The following is a 20861-nucleotide window of genomic DNA, read 5'->3' as shown; positions in this document are numbered from 1 at the left end:
ACGGACCCGTAAGGCGGCACGGGCCCGGGTCACCCGGGCCCGAGAAGAGGGGCCGTCCTCCCGAAGCGGGAGGGCAGATCGACCAGGAGCACAGCACCACGGTGGCGGGCCGCCCGGCGGACCGGGTGACGGCCGCGCGGAGGACCCTTCGCGGGGTCCGGCGGAGGGGCGGAGGACGCTCGCCGTACTCTGCGAACATGCGGCGGGCGCCGCTGCCCGGGGCCGGTGACGCGCGCGAGAAACCCCTGTCCCGCCGGGAATTCCGTAGCGTCGTATATAGTTAGCAAAGGTAATGACGCATGATAATGAACCCAAGCAAGGACCAGCGCGCGAACCTGCGCAGCGACGCCGGTCTGGCCTCGGCGCTGCGCGTGTCGCTGGCGCGCCTGAACAGACGCCTGCGCAGGCAGGCCGCCGGACACTCGTTGACCCCCACCCAGCTCGCGACGCTCGCCGCCGTGGAACGGCATTCCGGGATAACCCCCGGCGAATTGGCCGAGCTCGAGAAGGTGCAACCGCCCTCGATGACCCGCGTGACCTCCGTACTGGGCGAGCGAGGGCTGGTGTCGCGCACACCGCACCCGACCGACCGGCGCCAGGTGACGCTGAGCGTGACCGAGGCGGGATCGGCACTGCTGAAGGAGGAGCGCCGCCGCAAGGAGGCGTGGCTGACACGGCAGTTGAAGGAGCTGACGCCCGAGGAGAGGGCGGTGCTGCGGCAGGCGGCTCCGATTCTGGAGAAGCTCAGCCGGATCTAGCCGAACCTGAGGAACCCAGGGCCTCGGCGACCCCGCAGGACGCCGAGGCGCGTGCCGTACCGGAGGAGGGGCCGGTACGACGGGTCACGCGGCGGGTGACGCGCGCGGTGCCCGGGTGGCGGGCGGCCGCGCGCCGCCGCCGGACCGCGCGGGCGGCGGCCGCGGGTGAGCTGCAGGCCGTCGAGACCAGGACCGTTCAGCCCGTCCCCAAGTCGACGGGCGGGATGTTCCGGTCGCTGCGCATCTACAACTACCGGCTGTTCGCCATCGGCGGCGTGATCTCCAACGTCGGCGGATGGATGCAGCGCACCGCGCAGGACCTGCTGGTGCTGGACCTGGCGCACGGCAGCGCCTTCGCTCTAGGCCTGACCACCGCGCTGCAGTTCCTGCCGCTGCTGCTGTTCGGGCTGTGGGGCGGGATGCTCGCCGACCGCTACCCCAAGCGGCCGCTGCTGATGGCCGCCCAGTCGCTCATGGGCCTGCTGGCGCTGACCATGGGCGTGCTCGTGGTGACCGGCAGCGCGCAGGTCTGGCACGTCTACGTGATGGCCTTCGTCCTGGGCCTCATCTCCTGCGTCGAGGTGCCGACCCGGCAGTCGTTCGTCGTGGAGATGGTGGGCCGCAAGGACCTGTCCAACGCCGTCGCGCTGAACGCCTCCAGCTTCAACCTGGCCCGCGTGGTCGGCCCGGCCATCGCGGGCGTGCTGATCTCCGCGCTCGGTGGCACCGGCCCGATGTTCCTGGTCAACGCGCTGTCGTTCGGCGCGGTCCTCGCCGGCCTGGGGATGATGCGGGCCTCGGAGCTGACCGCTCCCGACCCGGTGCCCAGGGCCAAGGGCCAGCTCCGCGAGGGCCTGCGGTACGTGCTGGCGCGCTCCGAGCTGCTGCTGCCGATACTGCTGGTCGCCTTCGTGTCGCTGTTCACCCAGTCGTTCTCGATGTCGATCGCGCTGATGGCCCGGCAGGTCTTCGGCGCGGGCGCGTCCTCCTTCGGCCTGGCCTCCAGCATGTTCGCGGTGGGCGCGCTGGGCGGCGCGCTGCTCGCGGCCCGGCGGGTACGGCCCAGCCGCAAGCTGTTGATCGGCGGCGCGCTGTCCTTCGGCGTGGCCCAGATCGTCAGCGGCCTGGCCATGTGGTACCCGCTCTACCTGCTCTTCCTCATCCCCGCCGGGATCGCGCTGATCACGGTCAACACCGCCGCCAACACCAGCGTCCAGCTCGCCGCCTCGCCGGAGATGCGCGGCCGGGTGATGGGCATCTACGTGCTGGTCTTCACCGGCGGCGCCCCGATCGGCGCGCCGCTGCTCGGCTGGGTCGCGGAGGTCGGCGGCCCCCGCACGGGCGTCGTCATCGGAGGGGTGCTCACGATGCTCGGGGTCGGCGCGGCGATAATGCTGACCAGGGTGATCGGCAGGAGGACGCATGCGGCTGTTCGTCGGACTACTGCCGCCGCGGCAGGTGCGTGACGAGCTCGCCCGCGCCCTGGAACCCCACCGGGCGGCCTGGCCCGAGCTGCGCTGGCTGAACCTGGAGAGCTGGCACGTGACGCTGTCGTTCCTGGGCGAGGTCCCGGAGACGGTCCTGCCCGGCCTGCGCATCCGGCTGGCGCGCGCCGCGTCGCGCTACGAGCGGATGACGCTGTCGTTCGCGGGCGGGGGCGCCTTCCCCTCCGCCCGCCGGGCGCGGGTCTTCTGGACCGGCCTGCGCGGCCCCGAACCCCGGCTCGTCCGCCTGGCGGACTCGCTCGGGGCGGGGGCGTTCCGGGCCGGGGCCGAGCAGGCCGACCGGCGGCGGCTCCGGCCGCACCTGTCGCTGGCCAGGACCCGCTCCGGCGTCGACATCCAGGACCTGGTGGACGCCTTCGCCGCGTTCACCGGGTCCTCCTGGGAGGCGGACGCCGTGCATCTGGTGCGCAGCCACCTGGGGGCGACGGTCCGTTACGAGACGATCGAGGAGTACCCCCTCGCGGCGCCCGCACCCGGTGAGCGGGGCTAAGCTCCAAAGCGTGGATCGTCCCCGTCGCTGGCTGCTGCCCACGGTGCTCGCACTGCTCGTGCTGCTCGTGGTGATCGGCGCCCTCGTCTCCTAGGCTCCCCGGGCCTGTTTCCGGGCCCTCGCCGTCCGCTCCCAGGGCTCCCCGCGGCTCTCCCGGCCTCCCGCCGTACGGCTCCGCCGCGCGGTCTCCGCGCGCCCCCGCCGTACGGCCCGCGGCCCCCGCCGGGGCGGGGATCCGCGGGCCGTCGCCGCCGGTCGTCCGCTACCAGGCGTACTCCTCGGGTGACGTCCTGAACCCGGGGAAGATCTCGTCCAGGCGGGTCAGCGCCTTGTCGTCCAGTGTGATCTCCAGGGCCTTGACGGTGCCGTCGAGCTGCTCGGTCGTGCGCGGGCCGATGATCGGCGCGGTGACGGCACGCTGGTGCAGCAGCCAGGCCAGGCCGACGTTGGCCGGGTCCTCGCCGAGCTCGTCGCAGAACGCCTCGTACCGCTCGATCTTGTCGCGGTGCTTCTCCAGCTCCTGGACGATGTGCTCGGCGGCCGAGCGGCCCTTGTCGATCTTCCGGAGGATGCCGCCGAGCAGGCCGCCCGCCAGGGGGCTCCACGGGATCAGACCCAGGCCGTAGTCCTCACAGGCCGGGATGACCTCCAGTTCGGCGGCGCGGACGATGAGGTTGTAGTGCGACTGCTCGGAGACCAGGCCGAGGCCGCCCCGGCGGCGGGCGGTCTCCTGCGCCTTGGCGATGTGCCAGCCGGCGAAGTTGGACGACCCCACGTACAGGATCTTGCCCTGCTGCTTGAGGATGTCCATGGCCTCCCAGAACTCCTCGAACGGGGTGTTCCGGTCGACGTGGTGGGCCTGGTAGAGGTCGATGTAGTCGGTCTGCATCCGCTTCAGCGACGCCTCGGCGGCCCGGCGGATGTTGAGCGCCGACAGGCGGCCCTCGTTGGGCCAGTCGCCCATGTCGCCGTAGAGCTTCGTGGCGATGACGGTCTTCTCGCGGCGGCCGCCGCCCTTGGCGAACCATCGCCCGAGGATGTTCTCGGTGATGCCCTCGCCCTTCTTCCACCCGTAGACGTTGGCGGTGTCGAAGAAGTTGATCCCCAGCTCGTGGGCGCGGTCCATGATCACGAAGGAGTCTTCCTCCGAGGTCACGGGGCCGAAGTTCATGGTGCCGAGACAGAGGCGGCTGACCTTCAGGCCGGTACGGCCAAGCTGTGTGTAATCCATGACCTTCACCCTAAATACCTGGAGCGCACTCCAGGCGAGCCCGCCGCGCGGAACTCCGGTGCCGACAGGCGTCGTCGATGGCCACCTCCCGCACCTGCCGGCGCCGGCCGCGAAGTCGGACGGGCTCTGCGGCGGACTAATGGTGTATCTGGAAGAAGGGACACCATGCGGATGACCGCTCCCCCCGATTCGCCGGGGAGACTTGACGACGCCGCGCTCATCGAGCAGTCGCGGCATCGGCCCGAGTCCTTCGCCGCGCTGTACGACCGCCACTTCGGCGATATCTACCGCTATGTCGCCGCGCGGATCGGACCGCAGGCCGCCGACGATCTGGCCTCCGAGACCTTCCTGGTCGCGTTCCGCAAGCGAGACGGCTTCGATCCCGAGCGTGGCGCGGTACGCCGATGGTTGTACGGAATCGCCACCAACCTCCTCGCCGACCATCGCCGAAGCGAGACCCGGAGGCTGGAAGCGCTGGCCAGGGTTCCGGTGGCCAGTCCCGCCGAAAGCGAGCACGCCGACCGCGTGGCGGCGCGGGTGACCGCGGCGGCCACGCAGCGCCGACTCGCCGCGGAGCTCAGCCGGCTGCCCGATGGCGAGCGGGACGTGCTGCTCCTTGTCGCGTACGGCGATCTCAGCTATGAGGAGATCGCCCAAGCCCTCGACATCCCTCTGGGCACCGTGGCCTCCCGGCTCAACCGGGTCCGCAGAAAGCTGCGCGCGGCGCTGAACGACATCACTGCTGAATCTGGAGGATCCGATGGATGAGCCGCACGACGACCAGGACTTCCGTCAGCCGGTCGAGCCGCACCACGTGACCGCTGTACGCCACCTGCTGGGATCCCACGAACCCTCATCCCGCACGGTCGCGGAGGGCCGCGCCCGGCTGCTCGCCGAGGCGGCCGCGACCGCCACGGTCAGCGGCCTGGAACCCGCACGGCGGAGGCGGCACGGCCGGCGGGGCCGGCGGGTCGGCATCGGGCTGAGCCTCACCGCGGTCGCGGCCGCGGCGGCGGTTCTCGTCCCCATGGGGCTGTCCGGCAGCGGGACGTCCGTCGCACCTCGCACCGGTACGTCGGTTCCCGCCACGACCGAACTGACCGCCCGACAGGTCCTGCTCGCCGCCGCCGTCGCCGTGGAGAAGGCCCCCGCGAGCGGCGACTACTGGCGCATCGCGATGGTCGACCAGTCGACGCTGACCGACCCCACCCGCAGCTATGTGATCGAGACCAAGCAATCCCGGGAGGAATGGCTGGCGGAGCGGCCGGACCTGCAGAGCTGGCGCATCAGGCGGTATCTCGGCGCCAGGCCCGCGACCCCGCGGGACGAGGAGGCATGGCGGGCCGCGGGGGCGCCCACCAGCTGGCGGTACCCCGAGGACGTGAAGAAGGAACAGTTCGCCGCCCCGCCGCCCGGGGAGTCGCTGGAGGCGGCGGCGGGCGAGCGGACCGCCGAGCGGCTTCGCGGCCGCTGGAAGGGCACGGCCGGTGACCTGATATGGGATTCGATCACCTGGCAGGAGGCGCGCGCGATCCCGGGCGACCCCGGGAGGCTCCGGACGTACCTGGAACGGTACGTCCGGCGGCAGGTGGCGCACCCTGACTCCGGGATGGACGTGGAGAAGGAGATGCCGCGGCTCCTTCGGGCGGTCTGCATACGGATGATCACCGGCTTGCCGGTGTCCCCCGAGGCTCGCGCGTCCGCCTACCGGATCCTCGCGTCCCTGCCCGGCATCCGGGCCGGGGGGGAGATCACGGATCCGCTGGGCCGGCGCGGGCAGGCGCTCGTCTATCAGGAGGAGGCCGAGCCGGGCCTGTTCACCGAGATCCGTTTCGTGGTCGATCCCGGCACCGGCCTGCCGCTCGCCGAAATGCGGATGAACGTGGCCAAGGGTGCCGACGGGCGGCCGGTGGAGCTCCCCTCGTCCACCTCGTACCAGGCGATCGGCTGGACCGACGAACGACCGGAACCGCCCGCCCGCCGGGACTGAGGCGCTCACCGATCCGCGCGCGGGGACCAGGCGGGGGCCGGCCCCCGCGCGCGGCCCTCTCATCGATCACTCGCCTCACCCGGCTGCCCGGCCGTACAGGCGGGGGAGGTCGACGAGGATGATTCGGCCGTCGCGGGCGGCCGCCGCGCGCAGCTCGGCGTCGAACCCGGCTCCGCTGTAGCAGAGCAGCGACGTGCCCTCGGCGTCGTACCCCTTGACGGCCAGCAGCTCTCCGGCTCTGCGCAGCCGTTCGAGATGGCGCAGCTCCATGACCTTCCCCCATTTCGCCTCGCCCAGGGCGATGACGCGTGGGCGGGCACCCGCCTCGCCCGGGGCGACCGCGGCGACGTCGACCTGGATCGATCTCCTGTTGGAGGGGTCCGGGACGACCCCCGGGGACACCTGTCCCGGCAGTTCGCCGAACAGGTCCAGGCTGTTGGCGATGGTGAACTCCCGGCACAGCTCCTCGAAGTGCGGGCCGACGACCTGGGAGAGGAAACCGCTCCTGGACACCTCCCACGCCTGCCCGGCCAGCCCGCGCTCAAGGAAGCTCCAGGTGCGGCGCATCACGCTCTCGTAGAAGGTGATCAGCGGCTCGGTGATCCGGTAGGTGAACTTCCCCGGCCTGAAGGTGTCCTGTTCCCGGTGGATCAGGCGGCTGTCCTCCAGCACCGTCAGGGGATGGCCGATGTGGGTCGAGGGGCGTCCGAGGTATCCCGCGATGCCGCCGCGCGTGTTGTGCCCGGTGGCGATGGCCCCCAGAACGGCGTGGTAGAGGGCCGGATCGCGGATCTCGGTCTCCTCCGCGAGGAGATAACGGGCCTCCCGGAAGAGGGGGACCACGGGATTGAGCACGGTCCTGACCACCCAGTCGTCGAACTCCGCGAGCGACGACGGCGCGTCGGAGTGGATGAACTCGTGCCGGTACGCGGGCGTCCCGCCGACGACGGAGTGGAGGAGCACCGCCAGCTCGTGGTCGGAGTCGCATCCCCAGAAGCGCGCGGCGGTGAGGTAGTCCATGGGGCTGACGACGAGTTCGAGGCTGGCCCGTCCCCGGAGTGGTGCGTCACCCGCGAGAAGGCCGCCCATCACCGACATCGCGGATCCGCAGAGCAGGGTCTTGGTCCTCGACCGGCGCGCGATGCCACCTGGATCGAGGGCCCGCTGGAACAGCGAGGGCAGAACGGGACTGGCCTTGGTGAGGTAGGGGAACTCGTCGATGACGACGATGCCGTCGGGGACCGTCGCATACAGGCGGTCGATGGCCTGGTCCCAGTTGTCGAACTGGTACCGTCCTCCGCCGCCCGCGTGGAAGGCCAGGGCTTCGCCGAACCGCCGGAGCCCTTCCGTCTCGGTATCCTCGCTGGCCGCGAAGTAGAAACCGCCGACGGCTTCGACGAGGGCATTGAGCAGGAAGGTCTTGCCCTGCCTGCGCCGCCCGCTCACCACGCCCAGCCGGGTGCTCAGCGCCTCACTCTCCGCGAAACGGCTCAGCGCGGCCCATTCGGTGTCCCGGGCGAAGACGTACTCGGGTTTCCTGATCACTGTCGCGCTCCTTAGAGGCATACCTCTTAGAACTATAACTCTAAGGGGTATACCTCTAAGATCGTTTGGAGGTGGACAAGCGATGACCGGCCGGGGCGGGCAACGTAGGCGCGGGGCTGACCGGGTAGGCCGCTTCCGCGGGCCGATCGCAGGGCATTATGGCGGGATGGGGAGTAAGGCGGGGGAGATCGTGGTCCGTACGCTCGCGTCGGCCGGGGCGGTCGTGCTGGCCGGCGCGATGGCGCTCACCGGACCGCAGGCGCGGGCACAGGCCCGCGAGGGTACGGCGGAGCGGTCCCAGGCGGTGACGCCCCAGGAGCAGGCGCAGGCGCAGGCACAGGCGGGGACGGGGACGCGGGCGGCGGCGTGGGACGACGACGAGGGGAGGCCGCTGTTCACCTTCAAGGACCGGCGGATCACCGAGTCGAGCGGGCTGGCGGTCTCGCCGACGCACCCGGACGTCTACTACACCCACAACGACAGCGCGGCCGGGCCGGTCTTCTACGCCGTCGGGCCCAACGGCCGCACCCGCGCGACGTTCACCCTCCGGGGGGCGTCGGCCCGCGACTGGGAGGGGATGGCGGCGTCCAAGGACCCGGCGACCGGCCGGGGGGTGCTCTGGTTCGCCGACATCGGCGACAACTTCGACGGGGCGTGGCCGGACGTCTCCGTCTACCGGGTGGACGAGCCCACCACGATGCGTGACGCCACCCTGCCCGCCGTGCGCTACCGGTTCCGCTACGAGGACGGCAAGCACAACGCCGAGAGCGTCATGGTCCACCCCCGCACCGGGCGGCTCTACGTCGTGACCAAGCAGTTCGCCGGCGGGGTCTACGCGGCGCCGAAGCGGCTGCGCACCGACCGGATCAACGTGTTCCGCAGGGTCGGCTCCGCGCCCATCATGGCCACCGACGCCGCCTACGCCCCCGACGGGTCGAGTTTCGTCATCCGCACCTACTTCTCCGCCACCGTCTACCGGGCGCCGGGCAAGGAGATCTCCCGGGTGTCGATGCCGCCGCTGGAGCAGGCCGAGTCCATCGCCTACACGTCCGACGGCAGGGCGCTGCTGACCGGGAGCGAGGGGGTCGGCAGCCCTGTGTACCGCGTCCCGCTGCCCGAGCGGGTGCTCCGCGAGATCGACGCGACGCGGGCGAAGGCCGCGGGGGACCGCAAGGCCGCGCCGACCCCGACGGGGAGCGCGGACGGCCGGGCCACGACGGCCGCCGACGCCGGGCCGGACGCCCGGGGTGACGCGCGGGCGGCCGACGCCGACGCGGGGGTGCCGAACCGGGCGGTGGCGTTGTGGCTGGCCGTCGCGGCGGGAGCCACGGGCGTCATCACCTTCATCGCCCGCCGCGCCAGGTAGCCGGGCAGGGGCCTCGGACCCGATGGCCGGGCAGGGGTCTTGGACTCGGCGGCTGGGCGGGGGCCTCGGACCCGATAACCGGGTAGAGATCTCGGACTCGGCGGCCGGGCGGGGGCCTCGGGCCCGGCGGCGGGCCGGGATGAGTGCTTTCCGCAACCGAACGGCAACCGGCGCCTGCCATCGTCGGCACCATGCCTGATCGAACCCCGCCCCCCGGTGCGCGGCGCCCGCTGGGAACGGGCTGCCCGGAGTGCGACGCGCCCATCGACGCGACGTACGACCGCTGTCCCCGCTGCGCGCTGCCGTTGCGCGGGCCGGTGGCGACCCAGTTGTGGCACGTGGACCGGGCGCTGGCCGACCTGCGGGCCAAAGAGGCGGAGCTGCTGGAGCGGCGCGGTGGACTGCTCGCCCGGCTCAGGGCGGAACACGCCCCGGCCGCCGGGCCGGTGCCCGCGGGTTCCCCCGGCAGTCCCGGTGGTCCTGATGGTCCCGGTGGTCCCGGCGGCTCCGCCGCCCCGCGCCGGGACTTCTCACCGCGGGCCGTGCAGAACCTCCTCCTCACGCTCGGCGGCCTGCTCCTCGTCGTCGCGGCCGTCGCCTTCACCGTGGTGAACTGGGGACGCATCGGCATCGGCGGGCGGGCGGCGATCCTCGCCGGGTTCACCGCGCTGACCCTCGCCGCGCCGCGGTTCCTGGTGCGGCGGTCACTCGTCACCACCGCGGAGACCGTCGCGATGCTCGGCGTCGCCCTGCTTCTCCTGGACGGCTACGCGGTCCGGCGTGTCGGCCTGGCGGGAGCCGCCGGCCTCGCCGGACGCGACTACGTCGCCCTGCTGTCCGCCGTGGTCGCGCTCGCCATGGCGGGGTACTCACGGCTGCTGCCGCTGAGGCTGCCGCTGCCGGTGGCGATCGGGTTCGCCCAGCTCCCGCTCCCACTGCTGTTCGTGCACGGGGTGGACGTACGGAGCACCGCGGCCCTCGTGGCCACGGCCGCGATCGACGCCGTTCTCGTGGGCCTGTTCGCCCGCGGGGCGCGCGGCCCGGCCTCCGTCCCCGGGACGGCGCCGGAGGCGCATGGCCCGAGGCCGGGGGCGGGTGATCCGGGGCCGGGAACGCGCGGTTCGGGGCGGGGCGCGGGCGGGCGATGGGCGCGGGTGACCGCGTCCGCCTGCTTCGGTCTCGCCTGGGCGTCGGCCGCCCTCTGCGGAATCCTCCACACCTCCTTCGGGGTGCCGGCCTCTCCCACGCTCACGGACGGTATGGCAGCCGGCCTCACCGGTGGGGCGCTGCTGGTCGCGCTGGCCGTGATCGGGGTGGCCGTCGCCGTACGGCTGGGGGCTCCGGCGCGCACGGTCCTCGCGGCCGCGTCGGCGCTCGTGGCGGCCGTCGGCCTGGCCGCGCCCCTCCGGGCACTGCTCCCGGGGGAGTGGTGGGCCGTCTCCCAGGTCACCGCGGCGCTGGTCGTCGCGGCGGTCGCGCTGCACCTGCCGGGCCCGGTGAACGCGCGGATCCGCCGAGCAGCGGGCACGCCGGTCCGCGGGGGTGTGCGGATCCGCCCGGCCGCCGCGGTCTCCGCCGGTCTCCTGGCCGGGCTCGTCGCGGTTCCCGTGCTCGCCGCCGGGATCCACGGGTTCTACCACCCGCTCGCCCGCCCTTGGGCGCCGCCGGTGGAGCACGTCCGGCAGCACCCGTCCCTCGTCGTCCTGGCGGTTCTCACGGTGGCCGCCCTGGCGGCGTTCCGCGGCCGGGCCGCCGGACGGGTCGGCGCGCTCGCGGCGGCGTCGGCCGCCGGGCCGGTGGTGCCGGCGGCGCTGGCGGCCTCGGCCGCCCCGCCGTACGGGGTGGAGGTGGCGCTGCTGGTCGCGGGAATCGTTCCGGCGGCGTGGGCGGCGGCGCGTGGCCGTGACGGCGGGACGGCCTCCGTGGCCGGAGCGCCCCGAGCGATCGGCGCCGCCGGAGTGGCCGGTGCGGCCGGCGCGCTGTGGGCGGTGTCGATGGCGGTCTCCTGGGCGCTCGCGGCGGAATCCGCCACGCTGGCCGCGCTTCCGGCGGTGGCGGCGATCGGGGCGGCGGTCGCGGCGACCGCCCGAGAGTCGGCCGTACGGGCCGGGGCGGCGTGCGTGGCGACGCTGCTCCTGGGCGGCGAGGCGCTGGCCGCCGGTCTGGCGGCGGGGTGGCCGGTACGGTACGCGGCGTTCGGCGCGCTGACCGTGGCCTGTGCGGCGGCGGTCGTCGCGGGCCGCCTGCGGCGGTCGGCGTTCGCGGCCGGGGTGGAGGCGGCGGGGTACGCCCTCGCCGCCGCCGGCCTGATCCTCGCCGTCACGGGTTCGCTCCCGGAGGCCGTCGGGGGTACGAGGCCGCTCGCGGGGTCCGCCATGGGCGCGGGCTCCGGCGCGGACCTGCCGGTGATGGCGCTGGCCTGCGCGGTCGTCGGCGTGCTGATGGCCGGTACGGCGCTGCGCCCCGACCGGCGGCAGGCCGGATACGTGGGGACGGGCTTCCTGCTCGTGGCCTCCTGGCTGCGGCTGCTCGCCTGGGACGTGTCGGTGATCGAGGCGTACACGGTCCCGTTCGCGCTGGTGCTGGTGGCCTTCGGCCGGTGGCGGGCGCGCGGGGCGAGGATCTCCTCCTGGAGCGCCTACGGCACGGGCCTGGCCACCGGCCTGCTGCCCAGCGCTTTCGCGGTGTTCCAGGGCGAGGGCTGGGTCCGGCCGCTGCTGCTCGGCCTGGTCTCGATGGCCGTGCTGCTGGCCGGGGCCCGGTTGCGACTCCAGGCGCCGGCCCTGCTCGGCGGTCTCACGCTGGCCGTCGTCGTCCTGCACGAGCTGGCCCCGTGGGTGGCGCTGGCCGTCGTGGCCGTGCCGCGGTGGGTGCCGATGGCGGCGGGCGGGCTGCTGCTCGTCGCGCTCGGCGCCACCTACGAGGCCCGGTTGAGGGACGTGCGCCGGTTGCGGGCGGCCGTGGGCAGGATGCGCTGACGACGCGCGGCTCCTACGCGGCCCCGACGGGTGGCTCCTACGCGGTCCCGACGCGTGGCCCCGGCGGGCGGCTCTGGCGCGTGGTCCCCGCCTTTCAGGTGGTATGTGGGCAAAAGGTGACGATCAGCGGAAGGGGCTTCACCGCGGGGAAGTGTTGCCGTTAGCGTGCGGGCATGCCCTTTCTGGAGGCCGGTGCGTCCGGCGGCGCCGTCCCCCGCGGGAGCGTGGGGATCGTCGGCGCGGGAATCGTCGGGTTGGCGGTGGCCCGGCAGGTGGCCCTGGACGGCGCCACGGTGACCGTCCTCGACAAGGAGGACCACGTCGCGGCCCACCAGACCGGGCACAACAGCGGCGTCGTGCACGCGGGGATCTACTACCGGCCCGGTTCGCTCAAGGCGCGGCTGTGCCGCGAGGGCGCGGCGATGCTCAGGGAGTACTGCGCCGAGCACCGCATCCCCTACGACGAGGTCGGCAAGCTCGTCATCGCCTCCACCGCCGCCGAGCGGCCGGGGCTGCGGGACATCGCCGAGCGTGCCCGCGCCAACGGCGTGCCGGGCATCGCCGAGCTGGACGCCCTGGCGCTGCGCGAGGTCGAGCCGAACGCCGTCGGGGTGGCCGCCGTGCACTCCCCGCACACCGCGATCGCCGACTTCCCCGCCGTCGCCCGCCGCCTGGCCCGCGACATCGAGGAATTGGGCGGCTCGGTGCTCCTGTCGCACCCGGTCCGCGCCCTGCGGCAGACCTCGGGCGGGGTGGACGTGCTGGCCGGCGGGCGGAGGCTCCGCTTCGACCGGCTGATCGTCTGCGCCGGCCTCGGCACCGACGCCGTCGCCCGGATGACCGGGGCGCCCGGCGACGTGCGGATCGTCCCCTTCCGCGGGGAGTACTACGCGCTGGCCGGCACGGCCAGGGACCTGGTCCGCGGGCTGATCTATCCCGTCCCCGACCCCCGCTACCCGTTCCTCGGCGTCCACCTGACCCGCCGGATCGACGGCGAGGTCCTGGTCGGCCCCAACGCGGTCATGGCCCTGGCGCTGGAGGGCTACTCCTGGCGCGACGTCGACCCGGGCGACCTGCGCCGGATCCTCGCCTGGCGGGGCACCCGGCGGCTGGCCGTACGGCACTGGCGGACCGGGGTGCGGGAGGTGCTCGGCTCGCTGTCCAAGGGGGCCTTCCTGTCCGCCGCCCGCCGCTACGTGCCCGCCCTCACCGCCGGCGACCTCGTCAGGGTCGAGGGCGGCGTCCGGGCGCAGGCCGTGGACAGGGACGGCGCCCTTCTGGACGACTTCTCCGTCGACGTCCAGGGCCGGGTGGCACTGGTGAGAAACGCCCCTTCGCCTGCGGCGACGTCCAGTCTGGCAATCGCCAGGCATATTGTGGGGCTAACCTCGGTGTCGTCCTTTTAACTGCGCTTTCATCTGGGGGAGTGAAGATAACCGTCGTGACCGACTCCCCCGAGGCTCGACTCCTGATCGTCGAGGACGAGCCCAACATCCTCGAACTGCTGGCCGCGAGCCTGCGGTTCGCCGGGTTCGGCGTGAACACCGCGGGCAACGGGACCGACGCCGTCGCCTCGGTGCAGCGCCACCGCCCGGACCTCATCGTCCTCGACGTGATGCTGCCGGACATGGACGGCTTCGACGTCGTCCGGCGGCTGCGCGGCGGCGGCACCGACACCCCCGTGCTCTTCCTCACCGCGCGCGACGCCGTGGAGGACAAGATCAAGGGACTGACGCTGGGCGGCGACGACTACGTGACCAAGCCGTTCAGCCTGGAGGAGGTCGTGGCCCGGATCCGGGCCGTGCTGCGCCGTACCGGGTCCGGCGACGTGCTCGCCCGGCCGCCCCGGCTCACCTTCGCCGACATCGAGCTCGACGAGGAGAGCCACGAGGTGTGGCGCGACGGCAGGGCGGTGGCGCTGTCTCCGACGGAGTTCAAGCTCCTGCGCTACTTCATGGCCAACGCCGGGCGGGTGCTGTCGAAGGCGCAGATCCTCGACCACGTGTGGGACTACGACTTCCGGGGCGACGTCGGGATCGTCGAGTCCTACGTCTCCGTGCTCCGCCGCAAGATCGACAACACCGATCCCCGGCTCATCCACACCCTGCGCGGCGTCGGCTACGTTCTGCGACTCCCGCCCGGCGCATGATCCGCCGGGGCGTCCCGTCACGGGCCAGGACCCTCATGGCCGCCCCGCCGCGGGTCATGACCTTCAAGGGCACCCCGCTGCGGGTGAGACTGATCGTGATCATCCTGGTCCTGCTGGTCATCGCGCTCACCCTCATCGGCATCGGCAGCGTCTCGATCATGCACGGCTACCTGATCGACCGGGTGGACAACCAGACCGCCCTGACCACCGCGACCGCCCTGCGCCGCGTCCAGCGGGGCAACACCATGCTGGCCGGCAAACCGCTCTCGGCCGACACCAGGGTGGAGATCCGCGACCGGAACGGCGCTGTCCTCCTGCCGTTCAGCGGCTCGGAGGTGGAGGACAAGCCCGGCCCGCACGTGCCGGCGTGGCGTCGGCCGGGGTCGTTCACCAGCGGGGAGTGGCGGGTCCGGGTGACCCCCCTCCCGGAAGGCGGGAGCCTGGTCGTGGCCGTGGACATGTCCGAGGTCCGCCAGATCGTCGGCCAGCTCGCCCTGGTGGAGGTGCTGGGCGGCGGCGGGCTGATGCTGGTGCTCGCCGGGGCGGGCGTGATGGTCATCCGGCGGAGCCTGCGCCCGCTGGAGGAGATCGAGGCCACCGCCCAGGCCATCGCCGCCGGAGACCTGAGCCGCCGCGTCGCCGACGCCGACCCGCGCACCGAGGTCGGGCGCCTCGGCCAGTCGCTGAACGGCATGCTCACCCAGATCGAGACCGCCTTCCGGGCGAGGTCGGAGTCGGAGGCGGCGGCCCGCAGCTCCGAGGAGCGCATGCGCCGGTTCGTCGCGGACGCCTCACACGAGCTGCGCACCCCGCTGACCTCGATCCGGGGCTTCGCCGAGTTCTACCGGCAGGCCCCGGACGTCGACGTCGCGCCGCTGATGCGCCGGGTGGAGTCCGAGGCGGTCCGGATGGGCCTGCTCGTGGACGACCTGCTGATGCTCGCCCGGATGGACCAGCAGCGCCCGATGGCGACGCGCCCGGTCGACCTGCTCGCCATCGCGGCCGACGCCGTCCACGACGCCCGTATCCTGGCCCCCGCCCGCTCCGTCACGCTCACCGTGGACGGCGCCGCGCTCATCGTCTCGGGCGACGAGGTACGGCTCCGCCAGGTCGTGGGCAACCTGATGACGAACGCGCTCACCCACACGCCCGAAGGCACCCCGATCGAGGTGAGGGTGCGCGCCGAGGACGGCACGGCCGTCATCGAGGTGGCCGACAAGGGGCCGGGGCTCGACGCCGAGCAGTGCGAACGCGTCTTCGAGCGGTTCTACCGCGTCGACTCGGCCCGCGGCCGCCGTACTCCCGAGGGCGGTGGCAGCGGGCTCGGCCTGGCGATCGTGGCCGCCATGGTCGAGGCCCACGGGGGCCGGGTCGCCGTGGAGTCCGCCCCGGGCGAGGGGGCGACGTTCCGGGTCGCCCTCCCCCTCGCCCCCGAGGCCGACTGACCCTTCCCTGGTCCGGGTCGTCACGGGCCGCGTTCCGGGGCGGCGGGATCTCCCGGGATGAGCCGTACGGTCCCGGGACCCGGCCGGGCCCCGGAACCGTACGGGCTCACATCCCTTCAGGCCAGCCGCTGTCGGGGAACCCGCCGGTGGCCGTGCCGCCGGGGAGCACCACCCGGTCGTTCTCCGTCAGACCCGAGACGATCTCGACGTACCGGTCGCCGCGGACCCCGGTCTCGACGACGCGCTCGACGCCGCCCTGGACGGTGACCACCGAGACGCCGCCCGCCCGGGACCGCACGGCCTGGGCCGGGAGATAGAGCGTCTGCTCGGCCTCGGCGACCGTCACCCGGACGGTGGCGGTCTGGCCGACCAGGAGCCCGGCCGGGGGCTCGTCGAACGCCACCGTGACCCCGTACCGCACGAGCTGCCCGCTGGTGGTGGCCGTGGGGGCGATGCGGGTCACCGTGCCGGTGTGCTCCTCGCCCTCCCGGGTGGCGAGGGTGACCCGGGCCCGCTGCCCGAGCTTCAGCCGGCCGATGTCGGACTCGGTGAACAGCGCCTCCACCTGGAGCTCGTCGAGATCGCCGAGGGTGACGAACGCGCCGGTGCCCGCGCTGTCGCCGACGGCGCCCGCCACGGACAGGACGGTCCCGTCCGCGGGCGCGACGATCCGCACGCCGCCCAGTTCCTCGCGGGCGTCGGTGAGGTCGGCCTCCGCCCGCTTCACCTCGGCCCGGGCCTGCTCGACGCTGAGCGCCTGCCGTCCGCCGGCGCCGTCCCCGGTGGCGGTGGCCGACCGGGTGGTCCCGGTGCCGTTTCCGGTCCCGGTTCGGGTGCCGGTCCCGGTTCGGGTGCCGGTGCCGTCTCCGGTGTCGGTGGCCGTCCGGTCGCGGCCGGAGCCCTGTTCCTGGCAGGCCGGGGTGGTGCGCGTCCCGGGGGTGCGGCCGACGGTCGGGGTGGGGCTCGATCCGCGCCGACCGGTCGAGGTGGGGGCGGCGGTGGGGTGCCTGCCCGGCCCGGCGGTGGGGTGCCCGCTCGGTCCGGCGGTGGGCTCCGTCCCGGGACGCGTGGGCCCGGTGGTGACCGGCGGGCGGTCCCCGCCCGGCGCGGCGGTGACCGTGGCCGTGGCGGTGACCGTGGCGGTCACGGTCACCGTGGGGGCCGCCGTCGGGGTCGCCGTCACCGTGACGGTCACCGTCGGCGCGGGCTCCGGGTCGGTGGAGTCGCCGGTGGGCGACGGGACGGCCGTCGGGCTGACCGTGGGCGTGGGGGTGGGCGTCCGCTCCGGGCTCCGGACGGACGAAGGGCTCTGGACGGACGAAGGGATTCCGGCGAACGAAGGGATCCGGGCGGGCGCGAGGAAGTACCCGGCCGGCGCGATCCCACCGGCCGGTGCCACCGTGACCTGCCGTACCGGCTCCCGCGACCCGGGTGTGGGCGCGGCCGGCGCGCCGGTCGGGGCGGGCGCGCCTGTCGGGCGGGCCGTACGGTCGGTGGTGCCGCTGGGCCCGGGGGCGGAGGTGGGACGGGCCGTCGGGACCGTGGGGACGCAGGTGGCGCGGGCGGTGGGGACAGCGGGGACGGTGGGGCCTGAGGTCGCGGGGACCTGCTCCCGACCCCGCTGTTGCGGCTGACGGGGCTGCGCGGCCTGTCGGGTGGCCCGCGGCGCGGAGGTCACAGAGGTCGCTGAGGTCTCCGCGTCGTCCAGCGCCTCCTGGGCCGCCGCGAGCTGCGCCTTCGCCGCGGCGTAGTGCTCGCGGGCGGCCGCCGGGTCGATCCTGGCGAGGACGTCGCCCCGGCCGACCTTGTCACCGGCCTTGACATGGACCTTCGTGACCGTGCCGGACGCGCCGAAGGCCAGCTCGCGGGTGTGGCCGTCCACCGTCTCGCCCGCCGCGGACACCTCGGCCGTCACCGTCCCCCGCCGGGCGGCGGCGAGTTCCACCCGGGGCGCCGGGGCGGAGCCGTCGTCGAGCGCGTAGAGCACGCCCGCGCCCGCCAGGACGAGGGCGGCCAGGGCGAGTCCTCCCGTCCGTACCGGTTTCGGGAGATCAGTCGGTCTCATGGCGGACCATTGTGGCGTGCCCGATCCACTCTCTCCTCAGGAACACCTGAGGGTTTCCTGCGTATCTCCACCGGAGCCCCGCGGGTCCCCAGGAAACCTTCAGCGATCTAGAGGCTGCGCCTAAGGAAGGTGCGCCAAGGTACCGCCCTGTGAAGCTGTCGACCAAGCGCGGAGCGCTGATCGTCAACGGGACGCTCGCCGTCCTGTTGCTGGGCGGCGCGGGGATCGCCTACTCCTCCCTGGGCGGGGAGTCCTCCTCGGCGGAGGCCGCCGGGTCCGCCGGAGCCGCCGCGCGGACCGTGGCGGTGACCCGGGGCACGGTGGTCGCCTCGGTGTCGGCCTCGGGAGCGGTGACGAGCGCCCGGTCGCGCTCCCTGGGGTTCGGTACGGGCGGCACGGTGGAGAAGATCTACGTGGCCCCCGGTGACAAGGTGCGCGCGGGGCAGATCCTCGCCCGCCTGGACGACACCGCCGCCCGGGAGAGTCTGGACGCGGCGGCGGCCGCGCTCGACTCCGCCGACGACGACACCTCCACCGCCGCCTCCTACGCCCGGTACGTCACCGCCAGGAACACCTACCGGGAGGCGCGGCGGACCGTGGCGGGCACGGTCATCAAGGCCCCGTTCGCGGGCACGGTCACCGCGGTCAACGGCACCGTCGGCGGCTCGGCCTCGGGGTCGTCGGCCTCGGCCTCCGGCTCGGGGTCGGGGTCCGCCTCGGGCTCGGGGTCCGGCTCGGGCGCGTCGGGGAGTAACGCGTCGAACGGCTCCACCGCCAGGTCGGGCGGGTTCATCGAGCTCGCCGACACCGGGAGGCTCCAGCTCGTCGGGAACTTCACCGAGTCCGACGTCACCAGGCTCAAGGTCGGCCAGCAGGCCGCGGTCCGGTTCGACGCGCTGCCCGGTGTCACCGCGGGCGGTGAGGTCACCCAGATCCAGCCGACCGCCACGACCAGCGACAACGTCGTGCAGTACCCGGTGACGATCTCCTTCGCCAAGGCGCCGGAAGAGGTGAGGCTCGGCCAGACGGCGACCGTCGAGGTGACCGTCGGCCGGGCCGAGAACGTCCTCGCGGTCCCCTCCTCGGTCGTCTCCACGGCGGGTGGCCGCACTACGGTGACGGTCCTGCGGGACGGCCGGCAGGTGACGACCCCGGTCGAGGTCGGTGTCAGGGGCCTCACCCTCACCGAGATCACGTCCGGTCTCGCCGAGGGCGACCAGGTCGTCCGCCCGGCCGCCGCCGGCACCTCCCAGCAGGGCGGCTTCCCCGGCCTCGGCGGAGGCGGGGGCGGCACCGGCCGCCTGGGCCGGATCGGCGGCGGTGGCGGCGGGGACGGTGGCCGGTGAGCGTCCCCGTCCTGTCGGTCCGCGACCTGTCGAAGGTGTACGGCGAGGGCGACGCCCGGGTCCACGCCCTGCGCGGGGTGTCCCTCACCGTCGAGCGCGGCGACTACGTGGCCATCATGGGCGCCTCCGGCTCCGGCAAGTCCACGCTGATGAACATCCTGGGCTGCCTGGACGTGCCGTCCTCGGGCCGCTACCTCATCGAGGGCACCGACGTCGGGTCGCTGGACGAGCGCCGCCTCGCCGTCCTGCGCAACCGGAAGATCGGCTTCGTCTTCCAGTCGTTCAATCTGATCCCCCGGATGAGCGCGCTCGCCAACGTCGAGCTGCCCATGGCGTACGGAGGGGTCGGGGCGGTCGAGCGGCGGGCCCGCGCCCTGGCTGCCCTGGAGCGGGTCGGCCTGGCCGACCGCGTCCGGCACGAGCCGAACGAGCTGTCCGGCGGCCAGCAGCAGCGCGTCGCCGTCGCCAGGGCGCTGGTGACCGCGCCGTCCCTGCTGCTCGCCGACGAGCCGACGGGCAACCTCGACACCGCCTCGACCCGGGACGTCCTGGAGATCTTCGACGAGCTGAACGTCTCCGGCCGGACGATCGTGATCATCACCCACGAGGACGACGTGGCCGAGCACGCCAAGCGGGTGGTCCGCCTGGTGGACGGCCGGATCGTCGACGACCGCCGGCAGGCGCCCGTCGAGGGCGCCCCGCCCCGGGCCCGCACGCCGGAGGTGCCCGCGTGAGCCGGTTCGAGATCCTCCGGTTCGCGCTGCGCGGGCTGGCGGCCAACAAGCTGCGCAGCTTCCTGACCACGCTCGGCATCCTCATCGGGGTCGCCGCGGTGATCCTGCTGGTCGCCTTCGGCGAGGGCGCCTCGCGGTCCATCCAGCAGAACATCCAGCGGCTGGGGTCGAACACCCTCACCGTCTCCGCGTCCTTCGCGGGCGGCGGCCCCGGCGGGTTCGCCGGCGGGCGCGGGCGCGGGGGCGGCGGGCCGCGCACCCAGGCCAGGCAGCTCACGCTGGACGACGCGCGGGCGCTGACCGACCGCGCGCAGGCCCCGTCGGTCCGGAGCGTGTCGCCGGTGGTGACCGCGAACGGGACCGCCGCCGTGTACGAGGGGACGAGCCACACCGTCTCCCAGCTCGTCGGCACCTACCCCAGCTATTTCGAGGCGACCAACAAGGTGGTCGAGAAGGGGTCGTACTTCGTCAACGACGACGTGGTCGCCGCCCGGAAGGTCATGGTGGTCGGGCGGACCGTGGCCGACGAGCTGTTCGGAGCCGCCGACCCGGTCGGCCGGCAGGTCACCGTCTCCGGGGTGCCGTTCACGGTGGTCGGGGTGCTCAGGGAGCTGGGCTCGTCGGGGATGCAGGACGCCGACGACGTCGCGATCGTGCCGCTGCCGGCCGTACAGCAGAGCCTGACCGGGTTCGGCCCGCTCGGCTCGATCATCGTGCAGGCCACCGGCGCCGACACGACGGACGCGGCCCAGGACGAGGTGACGGCCATCCTCGACCAGCGGCACGGCATCGCCCCCGGCGGGGCCGCCGACTACCGCATCCTGAACCAGGCCGCCCTGCAGGAGACGGTCAGCTCGACCATCGGCGTCTTCACCGCGCTGCTCGGCGCGGTCGCCGCGATCTCCCTGCTGGTCGGCGGCATCGGCATCACCAACATCATGCTGGTCACCGTGACCGAGCGGACGAGGGAGATCGGCATCAGGAAGGCCATCGGGGCGCCCCGGAGCGCGATCCTCGGCCAGTTCCTGACGGAGGCGACGGTGCTGAGCCTGGCGGGCGGGCTGGCGGGCGTGCTGGTCGCGCTGGCCGGCAGCCGGTTCCCGGTCGCGGGCATCCAGCCCGTGGTCGTGCCGTCCTCGATCGCGCTGGCCCTCGGCGTCTCGGTGGGCATCGGGCTGTTCTTCGGCGGCTACCCGGCCAACCGGGCGGCCAAGCTCCGCCCCATCCAGGCTCTGCGCCACGAGTGACCCGGTACGGCG

General features: G+C 73.8%; 16 protein-coding genes. 13 read left to right on the top strand and 3 right to left on the bottom strand.

The genetic code is table 11. From position 1 onward, the window contains the following. Positions 1 to 305 precede the first annotated feature (305 nt). The 3 genes from ACQP10_RS35255 (at position 306) to thpR (ending at position 2753) form a co-directional block, all read left to right on the top strand. Complete coding sequence (locus ACQP10_RS35255; RefSeq protein WP_179826536.1) at positions 306 to 758, top strand: MarR family winged helix-turn-helix transcriptional regulator; 453 nt, start codon at positions 306 to 308, stop codon at positions 756 to 758. Between the two features lie 224 nt (positions 759 to 982). Next, positions 983 to 2224: an MFS transporter gene (locus ACQP10_RS35250; RefSeq protein ID WP_433541964.1), complete on the top strand. Its 1242-nt coding sequence runs from the start codon at positions 983 to 985 to the stop codon at positions 2222 to 2224. After that, a complete protein-coding gene (thpR, locus tag ACQP10_RS35245; protein WP_433540482.1) occupies positions 2181 to 2753 on the top strand; it encodes an RNA 2',3'-cyclic phosphodiesterase in 573 nt (190 codons plus the stop codon). Before ACQP10_RS35250 ends, thpR begins: the two co-directional genes overlap by 44 nt. 262 nt (positions 2754 to 3015) lie before the next feature. Here the strand turns inward: thpR and ACQP10_RS35240 are convergent, their stop codons facing one another. Next, positions 3016 to 3984 (bottom strand): aldo/keto reductase, encoded by a 969-nt coding sequence (locus tag ACQP10_RS35240; protein WP_346018657.1) that lies wholly within the window; start codon positions 3982 to 3984, stop codon positions 3016 to 3018. A 165-nt stretch (positions 3985 to 4149) separates the two neighbouring features. Between ACQP10_RS35240 and ACQP10_RS35235 the strand changes: the two genes are divergently transcribed. Next, positions 4150 to 4752 carry an RNA polymerase sigma factor gene (locus tag ACQP10_RS35235; RefSeq protein WP_433540481.1) on the top strand — a complete coding sequence of 201 codons (603 nt, stop codon included), beginning with the start codon at positions 4150 to 4152 and terminating at the stop codon, positions 4750 to 4752. After that, positions 4745 to 5974 carry a CU044_5270 family protein gene (locus ACQP10_RS35230; protein ID WP_433540480.1) on the top strand — a complete coding sequence of 410 codons (1230 nt, stop codon included), beginning with the start codon at positions 4745 to 4747 and terminating at the stop codon, positions 5972 to 5974. The genes ACQP10_RS35235 and ACQP10_RS35230 overlap by 8 nt, the downstream gene beginning before the upstream one ends. 75 nt (positions 5975 to 6049) lie before the next feature. On the opposite strand, the gene ACQP10_RS35225 is transcribed toward ACQP10_RS35230, so the two are convergent. Beyond that, positions 6050 to 7519, bottom strand: coding sequence for an ATP-binding protein (locus tag ACQP10_RS35225; protein ID WP_399501541.1), 1470 nt, complete (start codon positions 7517 to 7519; stop codon positions 6050 to 6052). Between the two features lie 166 nt (positions 7520 to 7685). Here ACQP10_RS35225 and ACQP10_RS35220 point away from each other — a divergent pair, with 166 nt between their 5' ends. The 5 genes from ACQP10_RS35220 (at position 7686) to ACQP10_RS35200 (ending at position 15457) form a co-directional block, all read left to right on the top strand. Next, on the top strand, positions 7686 to 8885 hold the full coding sequence (locus ACQP10_RS35220; RefSeq protein WP_399501540.1) for a hypothetical protein: 1200 nt from the start codon (positions 7686 to 7688) through the stop codon (positions 8883 to 8885). A 191-nt stretch (positions 8886 to 9076) separates the two neighbouring features. After that, positions 9077 to 11863 carry an SCO7613 C-terminal domain-containing membrane protein gene (locus tag ACQP10_RS35215; RefSeq protein ID WP_433540479.1) on the top strand — a complete coding sequence of 929 codons (2787 nt, stop codon included), beginning with the start codon at positions 9077 to 9079 and terminating at the stop codon, positions 11861 to 11863. A gap of 173 nt (positions 11864 to 12036) precedes the next feature. Further along, on the top strand, positions 12037 to 13269 hold the full coding sequence (gene lhgO / locus ACQP10_RS35210; RefSeq protein WP_346018663.1) for an L-2-hydroxyglutarate oxidase: 1233 nt from the start codon (positions 12037 to 12039) through the stop codon (positions 13267 to 13269). Positions 13270 to 13304: 35 nt separating this feature from the next. Beyond that, entirely contained in the window at positions 13305 to 14012 is a 708-nt protein-coding gene (locus tag ACQP10_RS35205; protein ID WP_346018664.1) for a response regulator transcription factor, read from the top strand. A gap of 35 nt (positions 14013 to 14047) precedes the next feature. Next, a complete protein-coding gene (locus ACQP10_RS35200; RefSeq protein WP_246424515.1) occupies positions 14048 to 15457 on the top strand; it encodes a sensor histidine kinase in 1410 nt (469 codons plus the stop codon). 106 nt (positions 15458 to 15563) lie between these two features. Here the strand turns inward: ACQP10_RS35200 and ACQP10_RS35195 are convergent, their stop codons facing one another. Continuing rightward, a complete protein-coding gene (locus tag ACQP10_RS35195; protein WP_433540478.1) occupies positions 15564 to 17522 on the bottom strand; it encodes an efflux RND transporter periplasmic adaptor subunit in 1959 nt (652 codons plus the stop codon). 149 nt (positions 17523 to 17671) lie between these two features. Here ACQP10_RS35195 and ACQP10_RS35190 point away from each other — a divergent pair, with 149 nt between their 5' ends. The 3 genes from ACQP10_RS35190 to ACQP10_RS35180 are packed head-to-tail and all read left to right on the top strand — an operon-like array spanning position 17672 to position 20849. After that, the gene (locus tag ACQP10_RS35190; protein ID WP_399501535.1) at positions 17672 to 18868 is read left to right on the top strand and encodes an efflux RND transporter periplasmic adaptor subunit; all 1197 of its coding nucleotides are present in this window, start codon (positions 17672 to 17674) and stop codon (positions 18866 to 18868) included. Beyond that, a complete protein-coding gene (locus tag ACQP10_RS35185) occupies positions 18865 to 19602 on the top strand; it encodes an ABC transporter ATP-binding protein (RefSeq protein ID WP_433540477.1) in 738 nt (245 codons plus the stop codon). The genes ACQP10_RS35190 and ACQP10_RS35185 overlap by 4 nt, the downstream gene beginning before the upstream one ends. Beyond that, positions 19599 to 20849 (top strand): ABC transporter permease, encoded by a 1251-nt coding sequence (locus ACQP10_RS35180; protein WP_346018669.1) that lies wholly within the window; start codon positions 19599 to 19601, stop codon positions 20847 to 20849. Before ACQP10_RS35185 ends, ACQP10_RS35180 begins: the two co-directional genes overlap by 4 nt. The last annotated feature ends 12 nt before the right edge of the window (positions 20850 to 20861 follow it).

The sequence above is a fragment of the Streptosporangium sandarakinum genome (assembly GCF_050942225.1).
Lineage (GTDB): Bacteria > Actinomycetota > Actinomycetes > Streptosporangiales > Streptosporangiaceae > Streptosporangium > Streptosporangium nondiastaticum.
The sequence above is the reverse complement of the archived record's forward strand: the minus strand, read 5'-3'. Positions and strand labels throughout refer to the sequence as shown.

What these genes read in the sequence shown, in the direction of transcription:
- ACQP10_RS35250 (WP_433541964.1), top strand. Translation starts at nt 983, where the DNA reads ATGTTCCGGTCGCTGCGCATCTACAACTACCGGCTGTTCGCCATCGGC.
- ACQP10_RS35220 (WP_399501540.1), top strand. Translation starts at nt 7,686, where the DNA reads ATGGGGAGTAAGGCGGGGGAGATCGTGGTCCGTACGCTCGCGTCGGCC.
- ACQP10_RS35200 (WP_246424515.1), top strand. Translation starts at nt 14,048, where the DNA reads ATGGCCGCCCCGCCGCGGGTCATGACCTTCAAGGGCACCCCGCTGCGG.
- ACQP10_RS35235 (WP_433540481.1), top strand. Translation starts at nt 4,150, where the DNA reads ATGCGGATGACCGCTCCCCCCGATTCGCCGGGGAGACTTGACGACGCC.
- ACQP10_RS35195 (WP_433540478.1), bottom strand. Translation starts at nt 17,522, where the DNA reads ATGAGACCGACTGATCTCCCGAAACCGGTACGGACGGGAGGACTCGCC.
- ACQP10_RS35230 (WP_433540480.1), top strand. Translation starts at nt 4,745, where the DNA reads ATGGATGAGCCGCACGACGACCAGGACTTCCGTCAGCCGGTCGAGCCG.
- ACQP10_RS35255 (WP_179826536.1), top strand. Translation starts at nt 306, where the DNA reads ATGAACCCAAGCAAGGACCAGCGCGCGAACCTGCGCAGCGACGCCGGT.
- thpR (WP_433540482.1), top strand. Translation starts at nt 2,181, where the DNA reads ATGCGGCTGTTCGTCGGACTACTGCCGCCGCGGCAGGTGCGTGACGAG.
- ACQP10_RS35215 (WP_433540479.1), top strand. Translation starts at nt 9,077, where the DNA reads ATGCCTGATCGAACCCCGCCCCCCGGTGCGCGGCGCCCGCTGGGAACG.
- ACQP10_RS35240 (WP_346018657.1), bottom strand. Translation starts at nt 3,984, where the DNA reads ATGGATTACACACAGCTTGGCCGTACCGGCCTGAAGGTCAGCCGCCTC.
- lhgO (WP_346018663.1), top strand. Translation starts at nt 12,037, where the DNA reads ATGCCCTTTCTGGAGGCCGGTGCGTCCGGCGGCGCCGTCCCCCGCGGG.